We start from the raw sequence: 11,336 nt of genomic DNA on the forward strand, positions 1-11,336 counted from the left end.
TCACCGAAGCCAATATGGCCATCGCCATGGCCCAGGCCGGCGGCCTCGGCGTCATTCACAAGAACCTCACGGCCACCGAGCAGGCCGAACAGGTCCGCATGGTGAAGAGCTTTGAGAGCGGCATGGTGGTCAACCCGATCACCATCGGTCCCGACGCCACCCTCGCCGATGCCCTCGCTCTCATGCAGCGCAGCCGCATTTCCGGCATCCCGGTCGTGCAGAACGGCGGCTCCGGTGGCCGCGCCATTGGCAAGCTGGTTGGCATTCTGACCAATCGCGACGTGCGCTTCGCCTCCAACCCGGCCCAGCCGATTTCCGAATTGATGACGCACCAGAACCTGATCACGGTTCGCGAAGGTGTGTCGAAGGAAGAGGCAAAGATCCTCCTCCACCGTCACCGCATCGAAAAGCTGCTGGTGGTCGACGAGGACTATCGCTGCATTGGCCTCATCACCGTCAAGGACATCGAAAAGGCCCAGCTCCACCCGAACGCCGTCAAGGACGAGCAGGGGCGCCTGCGCGTCGCCGCAGCCTCGACCGTCGGCGATGGCGGCTTCGAACGCTCGCTGGCCCTCATCGATGCTGGCGTCGATCTCCTCGTCATCGACACCGCTCACGGCCATTCGGTGCGCGTTGCGGAAGCCGTCGAACGCGTCAAGCGCGAGAGCAATTCCACCCGCATCGTTGCCGGCAATGTCGCGACGGCCGAAGCCACCAAGGCGCTGATCGGCGCCGGTGCTGATGCCGTCAAGGTCGGCATTGGCCCGGGCTCGATCTGCACCACGCGCATCGTCGCAGGTGTGGGCGTGCCGCAGCTCGCTGCGGTCATGGGCTGCGCCGAAGAAGGCCACAAGGCTGGCATCCCGGTCATCGCCGATGGCGGCATCAAGTTCTCGGGTGACATGGCCAAGGCCCTTGCCGGTGGCGCGTCCTGCGTCATGGTCGGCTCGCTGCTCGCCGGTACCGATGAAAGCCCCGGCGAAGTCTACCTCTATCAGGGTCGCTCCTATAAGTCGTATCGCGGCATGGGTTCGGTCGGTGCCATGGGTGCCGGCTCGGCCGACCGCTACTTCCAGCAGGATGTGCGCGACCAGATGAAGCTCGTGCCCGAAGGCATCGAGGGCCAGGTGCCCTATAAGGGTTCGGTCGGCGCCGTGCTGCACCAGCTCGCCGGCGGCCTCCGCGCCTCCATGGGCTATACCGGTGCGCATACCCTGAAAGACTTCCGCGAGAACGCCACCTTTGTGAAAATCTCGGGCGCCGCGCTCAACGAAAGCCACGTCCACGACGTGACCATCACCCGCGAAGCACCGAACTACCGCAGCGGTCGCTGACCCATTTTGGCGGCGCGGGCCTCTTGCCGCGCGCCGCCGCTTCCGCAAGATTTCGATATCGCCGCAGGCCTTTGGCCGTCATGATCGAATCTCCAGCGGAGAAACCACACCATGCCTTTCGTCGAAAAACTGCTGATGCTGGCGATGGCCGCTCAGGTCCTCCTGGCCTTTGTCCTGGTCCTCTGGCTTGGGCGCGAGCGGGTCCCCCGCGTCATGCGCGGCGAAATCGCCATGGCCGATATTGCCGTCGAACGCACGGCCTATCCCCTCAGGGCGCGGCTGCTCTCCAACAGCTTTGACAACCAGTTCCAGCTGCCGGTGCTGTTCCTCGTTGGGGCCTTGCTTGCGCTTCATCTCGGCGCAGTCGGCTGGGTCGAAGCAATCCTCGCCTGGGTCTTCGTGTTCCTGCGTTATCTGCATGCGGGCATTCACGTCACCACCAACAATGTCGGGCAGCGCTTTGCCGCCTATTCTGGCGGCCTTGCCGTTCTGGCCCTCTTCTGGCTATGGCTCGTCACACGAATTGTCATGAGCTGAGCCATGCCCCTGATCTCTCGCATCGACACGATTTTCGTTCCCGCCGTGGATACAGTCGCAGCCGCCGCCTGGTATGAGCGCATTTTCGGCATGACCGAGGTCTTCCGTTCCGCTGGTCACATCGGTCTCCGCATCGCGGGCGAGGGTGGGCGGTCGACCGCTCTGACGCTCATTCCTGTCGAGCACATGCCCGAACAGCACTATGTGGCTTTCAACTTCTTCGCGCCCGACTTAAAAGCCCTGCACGACGCGCTGACCGAAGACGGTCGCGAGGTCACTCCGATCAATCCGCTTGGCGCCATGAGCTGGTTCGACTTCGTCGATATCGCCGGTAATCGCGTCAATGCCTGTTCATTCCCTGAGGCCTGAACCATGCGCCTTCCCGGCCGTATCGCCGCTGCCATCGAAGTGCTTGCCGATGTCGAAAATCGCAAGCGGCCGGTTTCTGAAGCGCTGAAGGCCTGGGGGCTCAACAATCGCTTTGCCGGCGCCGGCGACCGCGCCGCCATCGGCAATCTCGTCTACGATGCGCTACGCCGCCGCTCGTCCTACGCCTATGCCATGGGTGCCGACACGCCGCGGGCACTGGTCCTTGCGGCCGTATTGCGCGACTGGAAAGAGGCGCCGGAAGCGCTCAACTCCGCCTTTGCCGAAGATAACCACGCCCCCGAAGCCCTCAGCGCCGAAGAAATTGCAGGCGCGACCGCGAGCCTCGACACGGCAGAGCCTGCCATCCAGGCCGACATGCCCGAATGGCTGCTGCCATCGCTCACGCGCGCCTTTGGCGACGATCTCGCCGCCGAAGGCCAGGCCATGGCCGGCCGCCCATCGCTGGACTTGCGCGTCAATGCCCTCAAGGCAACGCCCGAAAAGGTAGCAAAATCGCTGTCGCGCTTCTCTCCCGAGCCGACCGCCTATGCCCTCATGGGCTTCACCATGCCCGCGGGCCCGCGCGATGCGCGCACGCCCAATGTCACGACCGACGAGGGCTACCAGAAGGGCAGGTTCGAAGTGCAGGACCAGGGCAGCCAGATGGTTGCCGCCCTTGCCGGCGCCAAGCCGGGCGAACAGGTGCTCGATCTCTGCGCCGGGGCAGGGGGCAAGACCCTCGCTCTCGCCTCGACCATGGGCAACAAGGGGCAGATTTTTGCTTTTGACAGCGACCGCAACCGCCTCGCGCCGATCTACGATCGTCTGAAGCGCAATGGCGTCCGCAACGCCCAGGTCCGCGCGCCCCAGCCCAACGCCCTCGACGATCTCCTCGGCAAAATGGACCGTGTCGTGGTCGACGCACCCTGCACCGGTACGGGCACCTGGCGCCGCCGCCCCGATACTAAGTGGAAGCTGACCCCTGAACTCCTCGCCCAGCGCCAGGCCGATCAGTCCGCCATCCTCGAAGAAGCGCTGCGCTATGTAAAACCCGGCGGTACGCTGGTCTACATCACCTGCTCGATCCTGCCCGAAGAGAACGACGATCAGGCTGCAGCCCTCCTCGCGCAGCACCCCGAAGTCTCGAGCATCGATATCGCCGCCGCCTGGCGCAGCACACTCGTCACCGATATTCCGGCGGGCCTGGCTACGCCCGGCGGTGGCGTTCTCCTCACGCCGCACCGCACCGGCACTGATGGATTTTACTGCCATCTTTTGCGCAAGGCCGGCTAGGCGGGGAACCGGTCGCCACTTTTCTGCGTATGCATCTGCGTACGCAGAAAAGAGGACCTCCCATGTCCGCCACCACCACGCATGACCACACACCACGCTCCTGGATCATTCTGGCGATCTTCCTCGTTGCCGTCATCGGCATCGGCGCGCTGATCGGCACGCAGTCGATCCCCGGCTCCTGGTATGAAGGGCTTCACAAGCCGCCCTTCAATCCACCTAACTGGATCTTTGGGCCGGTCTGGTTCACCCTCTATGTGCTGATCGCCATCGCAGGCTGGCGCAGCTTCATGGACAATCCTTCGGGAACGCCGATGAAGCTCTGGTACGGCCAGATGCTGCTCAACTGGGCCTGGTCGCCGGTCTGGTTCATCGGCCAGATGATCTGGCCAGCCTTCGCCATCATCGTTGTGATGTGGCTCGCCATCGCCGGCTTCATCCTCGTCAACTGGAACCGCGATCGCCTTGCCGCAGCCCTGTTCGTGCCCTACCTGGCCTGGGTCAGCTTTGCGACCTTGCTCAATCTCTCGATCGGCATCCTCAATTGACAGCGCGAACGCCGGCGGGCTCGTCCCCGCGCCTGCCGGTCCGCTCCAGTGTTCTCGCCCAGCGCACCACCGGCTGCTCCAATAGGTAAAAGCTCAGCGTCGCAACGATCACCGTCGCCGCCAGCACAAGGCCACTGGTCTGCAGCCAGGTCTCCCAGCCCTCGTCACCCGATGTCTTGAACGCGCCCGGCACCAGTTTCTCGATCAGCCACATGATCAGGAAGTGCCAGATATAGATGCCGAACGAGATGCGGGCGATGAACAGGGCCAACGCATTGTCGAGCACCCGTCCGAGATAGAGTGAGGAGGGTAGGGTCGCGAGCGCGAGTCCGACCGCCAGTGGCATGATGGGGAAGGCATAGGGAATGCCGAGCCAGCCAAAACCCTCGGTGAGCCCACCGATGTTCACTGCCATGATGATAGCGGTCGCCAGGACGGCGAGCCCGCCAACCACATCCATGCCGATCCCGCGGTGCTTTTGGATCATCACCTGTATGCCGGCTGCCAATGACCCCACGGCAAAAATGGCGAAGAACCCGATGGGGTTGAACCGCGGCATCCACGCCTTGGCGCCCCCGACCAGCCCATGGCTCCAGCCACGCTCCACCTCGTCGATCGGCGCAAACTGCACCACGAGAAGATGAACAATAAGCGCAGCGCCGATCACGGCGAGCCACGCCAACCGCGCCGGCCACTGCCGCGCCTTGAGCGCAAACACCGCCGCCATGCCCAGCGGCAACAGCAGATAGGCCGTCACCTCAAAGCCGATCGACCAGAGCGGCCCATTATTGTCGACGGGAAACAGGGTCACCCAATGCCAGTCGCTGACGAGAAACAGCCCCGCGACAAAGCGGATGATCCGCTCACCATCGAGCACCTTGCCGCCCAGCCACAGGTCGAGCAGCAGGCTCACCACCAAAGCCAGCCAAAACCCCGGCACGATCCGCGCCAGCCGCCGCAAGGCATAGGTCCGGAGTGAAGGCATCGGCTTGCCCGCATCGAGCGCGAGCCAGAATGGCCGCGCCAGCAGAAAGCCGCTGAGCACGAAAAACACCGTCACCCCAAAGCTGCCATAGACGAGAAACCGCAGCACGGGCTCCGCGGCATCGGGCACCGCCTTCATATCCATGCGAAAGGCGAGGTGATGCAGCAGCACGCCAAGGCATGCGGTGGCTCTTAGAAAGTCCGCCCCGAGCAGTCGGTTGTCAGTGGTCATCGCGCATGGTCCTGCAAAGGCCTTTTCGCCCTAACGCATCGCGGCGCCGGTCGATCCTCCGGGGCGAGGTTGTGCCGCTTGCTGTTGCGTCAGTCCAGCCTTGCAGTGCAGGTGCTTGCGGAATCTTTTGGCTGGGGCTAAAGCCTCGCCATGCCGCACCCAGACACCGCCCCCGCCCAAGACACCATCCTCATTGTAGACTTCGGCTCGCAGGTCACGCAGCTCATTGCGCGACGCATTCGCGAAACGGGAGTCTACTGCGAAATCCATCCCTTCCAGTCCGCGGCCGCAGCCGTCGCGGCCCTGAACCCCAAGGGTATCGTGCTGTCGGGCGGTCCCGCCTCGACGCTCGATGAAAACGCTCCGACCATTGATCCCTCGGTTTTCGCCGCCAACGTGCCGATCCTCGGCATCTGCTACGGCCAGCAGGCGCTTTGCATGGCGCTGGGTGGCAAGGTCGAAGCCGGCCATCACCGCGAATTCGGTCGCGCCGACGTTCATGTCGAAAAGCCGAGCGCTCTCTATGACGGCGTCTGGTCGACCGGCACCGACCACCAGGTCTGGATGAGCCACGGCGACCGCGTCGTCTCGATCCCCGAAGGTTTTGAAGTCGTCGGCACCTCGCCCAACGCGCCCTTCGCCATGATCGCCAACGAAGCCCGCCGTATCTGGGCCGTGCAGTTCCACCCCGAAGTGGTGCACACGCCCGATGGCGCAAAGCTCTACGCCAATTTCGTGCACCAGATCTGCGGCATCCAGTCCAACTGGACCATGTCGGCCTACCGCCAGAAGATGATCGAAAAGATCCGCGCGCAGGTCGGCAGCGGCAAGGTCATCTGCGGTCTCTCCGGCGGCGTCGACTCTTCGGTTGCGGCCGTGCTGATCCACGAAGCCATCGGCGATCAGCTCACCTGCATCTATGTCGACCACGGCCTCATGCGTCTCAATGAGACCGAACAGGTCGTCACCATGTTCCGCGACCAGTTCAATATTCCGCTGGTTCATGTCGATGCGTCCAAGCAGTTCCTCGGCGAACTCGAAGGCCAGTCCGACCCGGAAACCAAGCGCAAGATCATCGGCCGTCTCTTCATCGAAGTGTTCGAGGAAGAGGCCAAGAAGCTTGGCGGCGCGCAGTTCCTGGCCCAGGGCACGCTCTATCCCGACGTCATCGAAAGCGTTTCCTTCACCGGCGGCCCCTCGGTCACCATCAAGAGCCACCACAATGTCGGCTGTCTCCCCGAGCGCATGAACATGCAGCTCGTCGAGCCCCTGCGCGAGCTCTTCAAGGACGAAGTTCGCGTCCTCGGTCGCGAACTCGGCATTCCCGATAGCTTTATCGGCCGTCATCCCTTCCCGGGGCCGGGCCTCGCCATCCGCTGCCCCGGCGGTATCACGCCTGAAAAGCTCGACATCCTCCGCCAGGCGGATGCGATCTATCTCGACGAAATCCGCAAGTCCGGCCAGTACGACAAGATCTGGCAGGCTTTTGCCGTGTTGCTTCCCGTCCAGACCGTCGGCGTCATGGGCGATGGCCGCACCTACGAGTTCGTCTGCGCCCTCCGCGCCGTGACTTCCGTGGATGGCATGACCGCCGATTTCTATCAGTTCGACATGAACTTCCTCGGCAAGACCGCCACCCGCATCATCAACGAAGTCCGCGGCATCAACCGCGTCGTTTATGACGTGACGTCGAAGCCCCCCGGCACGATCGAGTGGGAGTAACTTTCGGCGGCGCATCGCGCCGCAAAATCACTCCGGTGGACTGATTTTAGAAAGTTGCGCTCGAAGAGCCCTGCGACCGGGCTACGCCCGCAGGGCTAGCCCGGCACGACCGACTGAAGCAGGAGCCCGCGCCAAGACGACCGGCTTGGGCTCCTCCAGTCGCTTCAAAACCTTGAGGCGCACTTCCGCCAGCGTCGCCTGCAACCGGTTGAGTTGCGATGGCGTGGTCGCATCGGGATCATAGCGGCTCGCGAGATATTCCCGGTTCGCCGAGACAGTCGCCAGGTGCAGCCGCGTCCGATGACGCAGCACCAATCCATATTTGTCGATCAGCTCAAGTCGCGCAGCCAGATTGTGCTGCAGCCCGCGAATGGCGGGCGCCGGCTGTCCGGCCGAGCGTAAGAATGCGTTGAGATAGAGCTCGATGGCGTGGATGCACAATAGCCTGAAGGGCGCCGTAGATGTTGCTTGTCCTGTCTGACGGATACCCGCCAGCGCCTCGGCCGCCTTTCTGAATTCATCTGCCAGAGCCAAAGTCTCTTCCACGGTGCTTGTTTCACCGGGATAGATTTCTACTTTCGCACTCGAACTCACCGCGCGCTCCCTCAAGTCTGCACGACCGGACAACTCCTGACCGACAAGATGGTGGGGCCTTCTGTCACCCACAATGCGGCGACGTTCTGAAGGGTTAACAAGCCAGAAAGCAGTTCGTCGCAATTCGGCGAAGCCTTCGGCCGCTGTGATAACCCGCCCCCTCCGATTGACTCGACACCCACGTAGGCGTTAAAAACAAACGGAACAAAGAGAGAACAAATAGGCCGGCAAAATGGATATCGATCGTGATATGTTTGGCAACGTTCAGACTGCCCATCCGCGGACCGCATCGCATTTCCGATCCTATTACTCCATCCTGCCGCCACCGAAACTGGCCCAGGAGCTGGAGCATCGGGCGGAGCGCTGGGCGCGGCCGCGCGGCGTTCGCCGGGTGACGGCTGCCGACCGCCTCCACATTTCGCTCAATCGCCTGCCGGATGGTGAGCTGACAGCGCCCGAATTGCTTGATGATGCCATCGAGGTGGGGGCGGCCATGCGGCGCTCCTCGTTCGACCTGTGCTTCGATATGATGGAGGCCTGGAAAGGCCCCAAGGACGACAGCGGACGTCGCCAATACGCCATTGTCCTGCGTTGCTCGTCCCCACCGCGCGGCGCGGAAGATCTCTACCGTGATCTCCGAAAGGAGATGAGCCGCTATGGGCTACCCGTTGGCCCGCTGAAATTCGAGCCGCACATCACCGTCTGGTATCAGCAGGGTTGGCTTGAATCCAAACGGCTGGCTCAACCCGTCCGCTTCCGCGCCGACCGTTTCTGGCTGGTGCACAGCATCACCGGGGTGCGGCGGCTGGAACACATCGCATCCTGGCCGCTGAAATTCTGATTATTCCGCTGCCGGCTGCGCCATCGGCGCCGAGCGCAAAGGCGCCAGCCACCTGACCCGCTGGCCGATCCAGTCCAGCACCGCCATGGCGAGCCGTTCCACCGGTTTTCTGAACCGCCATTCGAAGAGGGCCGCAAAGCAGATAGCGAGGAGGAAGGTTGCGATCACAGTGGCCAGCAGCGCCACATGTGCCGGCATATAGAGATCAAGCGTCGTCAGCATGCTGATCCCGACATTCTCGTGGATCAGATACCAGGAAAAACTCAGGAGCCCGATCTGAGCGATCCCGCGTGACAGGCCCGGAATGGTGGGAAACGGCTTGCCCATCACAAACCGCAGGAACAGCGCCACAAGAGCGGCATAAGCCAGCGCGCAAATGGTGGCGGTCAACCAGCCATCGTGCAGTTCAAACGAATAGGCCTCGATCCAGACCACGATGGTCGAAACCACGACATTGGCCGCGAGCAGCCTGCCGGTGCCCTTCGTGCCGGCCTCGAACTGCCGCCCCAGAATGCCCACGGCGAAAAAGCTCAGATAGGGCGCAATGGCGAGGAATTTAAGCAGCGATTGCGGCGTGACCGGTCCGCTGCCGAGATAGGAAAAGAACGTCGAAAACGCCCAGACCGGTGCCATCACCAGCGCGAGCCAGGCAAAGACCTGCGTAAACCGCGACCGGTCATGGAAAATCCCGGCTAGAAGCGCGACGAGCAGGTAAAATTTCACCTCGACCGCAATCGACCAGAATGAGCCGTCGACCCATTCACCGATTTCGCCGATGAAAAAGAGGTTCATCACCACATCGAGCAGGTTCGGTGGAATGACGTGGAATTTTGCTTCCGGCACTGAGGGGATGTAGGCGACAAGCCCGAAGACGAAGAGGATCAGCACCGCTGCGACAAAGGCGGGGTAGATGCGCGAAATGCGCCGGGCGAGAAAAACGCCCACGGTCTCGGAACGCTCGAGCGTCATGAAGATGCAGTAGCCCGAGATGACGAAGAAGAAATAGACCCCCACCCAGCCGAAAAACACCGGCAGCGGCGCGCCCTCGGTGATGTTTAGCGCATAGGCGGGCAGTCGTGCGGTGAAATGAAACAGCACGACGAGCAGGATGGCGATCCCGCGAAACATGTCGATGGTCTGATCGCGTCTGGCGGTCATCTGAAAATCTCTGCCACGGCTGCAATCTAGTCCGTTCGCGGCACCGAGAGACATTAATGTCATGACATCGGTTAATAACCCCGCTTTTGCGCTGTGCAATTTGCATTCCGGGGGCAGCGTGATAAACGTGCCCCGGATTTGCTTGAGACCCAGAGACCGACATGGCCGAGGACAATATTTTCCGTGAAGTTGACGAGGAGCTCCGCTCCGACCGCATGCGTGCGCTTTGGCGCCGTATTGCGCCATTCGTCATCGGCGCGGCCGTGGCCATTGTTGCCGTCGTTGCGGTGAACGAAGGCTGGGCCTGGTACTCTAACAGCCAGTCGGCCCGCTCGTCCGAAGAGCTTTATGCCGCGCTCGACAGCGCCAACAAGGATGACCTGGCCGCCGCCCAGGCCGAGCTCGATACGCTCGCCGCCAATGGTTCGGGTGGCTATCCGGTCCTTGCCGAATTCGCCAAGGCCTCGCTCCTTGCCAAGTCGGGTGACGCTGCTGGTGCGGTGGCCGCCTATGACGCCATCGCCAATGCCCAGTCGAATGTCCGCCTGCGTGAACTCGCTTTGCTGCAGGCCGCGACGATCCTCGTCGATACCGGTAGCCTCGCCGATGTCGAAGCTCGCGTCAGCACCATCGCAACCGATGCCAATCCGATGCGCCGCGTTGCCCGCGAGCTGATCGGCCTCGCCCAGTTCAAGGCCGGCGATGCCGCCGCTGCCAAGACGACCTTCGAGGCCGTGCTCAACGACCCACTGGCCCAGGAAGGCATCCGCAATCGCGTTGCTTACTACCTCGCCCAGATGACCTCCGCCGGTCTCATCTCCGACGACACGCCCTCGGACGCGGAAGCGGCCGCCACGGCTCTCGACGCCATCGTGGATGGCGACGAAGCTGCGCCTGCACCGGCGCCCGCCGCACAGTAACAAGACGAGCTAGGGAGCGACCATGACGGTCACAGTAGCCATTGTCGGTCGCCCCAATGTCGGCAAGTCGACCCTGTTCAACCGCCTCGTCGGCCGCAAGATTGCGCTCGTCGATGACACGCCGGGCGTGACCCGCGACCGTCGCGAGGCCGAAGGGCACATCGCTGACCTCTCCTTCCGCGTGCTCGACACGGCCGGCTATGAAGACGTCAAGGACGGGTCGCTTGAAGACCGCATGCGCCAGCAGACCGAGCTGGCCATCCGCGAAGCCGATGTCATTCTCTTCATGATCGATGCCCGCGCCGGCGTCATGCCGCTCGACCAGCGCTTCGCCCAGGTGCTGCGCAAGGCCGGCAAGGACGTACACCTCGTTGGCAACAAGGCTGAAAGCAAATCGGCCGAGCATGGTCTGGTGGAGGCCTTCAAGCTTGGCTTCGGCGAACCCATCGCGCTCTCGGCTGAACACGGTCTGGGCCTTTCCGAACTCTATTCCATCGTCTCCGCCGCCATCGACACTGCCGCCGAAAAGAAGGCCGCAGAAGAATCTGCCGGTGCCGTGGACGATCTCGATCACCTCCCAGAGGTCGATGTCGACATCACGCCCGACATGCTCGAGGGGGAAGGCGACGACGCGACCCTGCGCTGGAACCCGCGCCGCTACCTCAACGTCGCCATTGTTGGCCGTCCCAATGCGGGCACATCGACCCTGGTCAACCGCATGGTTGGCGAAGATCGCGTGCTCGGCTGTCCCGAGGCCGGCATCACCCGCGATTCCATTCTCGTGCCGTGGGAATGGGAAGGCCGAAC

At 62.9% G+C, this 11,336-nt stretch carries 12 protein-coding genes; 9 read left to right on the plus strand and 3 right to left on the minus strand.

Translation table 11 applies throughout. From position 1 onward, the window contains the following. The 5 genes from guaB to J0I64_RS19605 all read left to right on the plus strand — a co-directional run. On the plus strand, positions 1-1,334 hold a 1,334-nt coding region (gene guaB / locus J0I64_RS19585), incomplete at its 5' end, for an IMP dehydrogenase (protein WP_291411410.1). Between the two features lie 111 nt (positions 1,335-1,445). Next, positions 1,446-1,871, plus strand: coding sequence for an MAPEG family protein (locus J0I64_RS19590; RefSeq protein ID WP_291411412.1), 426 nt, complete (start codon positions 1,446-1,448; stop codon positions 1,869-1,871). 3 nt (positions 1,872-1,874) lie between these two features. Beyond that, positions 1,875-2,240 (plus strand): VOC family protein, encoded by a 366-nt coding sequence (locus tag J0I64_RS19595; protein ID WP_291411414.1) that lies wholly within the window; start codon positions 1,875-1,877, stop codon positions 2,238-2,240. 3 nt (positions 2,241-2,243) lie between these two features. Next, the gene (locus tag J0I64_RS19600; RefSeq protein ID WP_291411416.1) at positions 2,244-3,533 is read left to right on the plus strand and encodes an RsmB/NOP family class I SAM-dependent RNA methyltransferase; all 1,290 of its coding nucleotides are present in this window, start codon (positions 2,244-2,246) and stop codon (positions 3,531-3,533) included. A 62-nt stretch (positions 3,534-3,595) separates the two neighbouring features. Continuing rightward, positions 3,596-4,078 (plus strand): TspO/MBR family protein, encoded by a 483-nt coding sequence (locus J0I64_RS19605; protein ID WP_291411418.1) that lies wholly within the window; start codon positions 3,596-3,598, stop codon positions 4,076-4,078. On the opposite strand, the gene J0I64_RS19610 is transcribed toward J0I64_RS19605, so the two are convergent. Then, on the minus strand, positions 4,071-5,294 hold the full coding sequence (locus J0I64_RS19610; RefSeq protein ID WP_291411420.1) for an acyltransferase: 1,224 nt from the start codon (positions 5,292-5,294) through the stop codon (positions 4,071-4,073). The genes J0I64_RS19605 and J0I64_RS19610 overlap by 8 nt on opposite strands. A 150-nt stretch (positions 5,295-5,444) precedes the next feature. On the opposite strand from J0I64_RS19610, the gene guaA reads away from it, so the two are divergent. Beyond that, entirely contained in the window at positions 5,445-7,016 is a 1,572-nt protein-coding gene (guaA, locus tag J0I64_RS19615; RefSeq protein ID WP_291411423.1) for a glutamine-hydrolyzing GMP synthase, read from the plus strand. A gap of 81 nt (positions 7,017-7,097) precedes the next feature. Here the strand turns inward: guaA and J0I64_RS19620 are convergent, their stop codons facing one another. Next, positions 7,098-7,610 carry a hypothetical protein gene (locus J0I64_RS19620; RefSeq protein WP_291411425.1) on the minus strand — a complete coding sequence of 171 codons (513 nt, stop codon included), beginning with the start codon at positions 7,608-7,610 and terminating at the stop codon, positions 7,098-7,100. A 232-nt stretch (positions 7,611-7,842) separates the two neighbouring features. Between J0I64_RS19620 and J0I64_RS19625 the strand changes: the two genes are divergently transcribed. Further along, complete coding sequence (locus J0I64_RS19625) at positions 7,843-8,451, plus strand: hypothetical protein (protein ID WP_291411427.1); 609 nt, start codon at positions 7,843-7,845, stop codon at positions 8,449-8,451. On the opposite strand, the gene J0I64_RS19630 is transcribed toward J0I64_RS19625, so the two are convergent. Then, complete coding sequence (locus tag J0I64_RS19630; protein ID WP_291411430.1) at positions 8,452-9,609, minus strand: acyltransferase; 1,158 nt, start codon at positions 9,607-9,609, stop codon at positions 8,452-8,454. A 161-nt stretch (positions 9,610-9,770) separates the two neighbouring features. Here J0I64_RS19630 and J0I64_RS19635 point away from each other — a divergent pair, with 161 nt between their 5' ends. Both J0I64_RS19635 and J0I64_RS19640 read left to right on the plus strand, forming a co-directional pair. Continuing rightward, entirely contained in the window at positions 9,771-10,529 is a 759-nt protein-coding gene (locus J0I64_RS19635) for a tetratricopeptide repeat protein (RefSeq protein ID WP_291411432.1), read from the plus strand. Between the two features lie 22 nt (positions 10,530-10,551). Continuing rightward, positions 10,552-11,336, plus strand: a 785-nt coding sequence (locus tag J0I64_RS19640) for a GTPase (RefSeq protein ID WP_291411434.1), incomplete at its 3' end; no start/stop codon positions are given.

It is taken from the genome of Devosia sp., from assembly GCF_017307565.1.
Taxonomy (GTDB): Bacteria; Pseudomonadota; Alphaproteobacteria; order Rhizobiales; family Devosiaceae; genus Devosia.

Coding starts and splice junctions, on each gene's coding strand:
- J0I64_RS19590 (WP_291411412.1), top strand. CDS start 1,446: ATGCCTTTCGTCGAAAAACTGCTGATGCTGGCGATGGCCGCTCAGGTC.
- J0I64_RS19595 (WP_291411414.1), top strand. CDS start 1,875: ATGCCCCTGATCTCTCGCATCGACACGATTTTCGTTCCCGCCGTGGAT.
- J0I64_RS19600 (WP_291411416.1), top strand. CDS start 2,244: ATGCGCCTTCCCGGCCGTATCGCCGCTGCCATCGAAGTGCTTGCCGAT.
- J0I64_RS19605 (WP_291411418.1), top strand. CDS start 3,596: ATGTCCGCCACCACCACGCATGACCACACACCACGCTCCTGGATCATT.
- J0I64_RS19610 (WP_291411420.1), bottom strand. CDS start 5,294: ATGACCACTGACAACCGACTGCTCGGGGCGGACTTTCTAAGAGCCACC.
- guaA (WP_291411423.1), top strand. CDS start 5,445: ATGCCGCACCCAGACACCGCCCCCGCCCAAGACACCATCCTCATTGTA.
- J0I64_RS19625 (WP_291411427.1), top strand. CDS start 7,843: ATGGATATCGATCGTGATATGTTTGGCAACGTTCAGACTGCCCATCCG.
- J0I64_RS19630 (WP_291411430.1), bottom strand. CDS start 9,609: ATGACCGCCAGACGCGATCAGACCATCGACATGTTTCGCGGGATCGCC.
- J0I64_RS19635 (WP_291411432.1), top strand. CDS start 9,771: ATGGCCGAGGACAATATTTTCCGTGAAGTTGACGAGGAGCTCCGCTCC.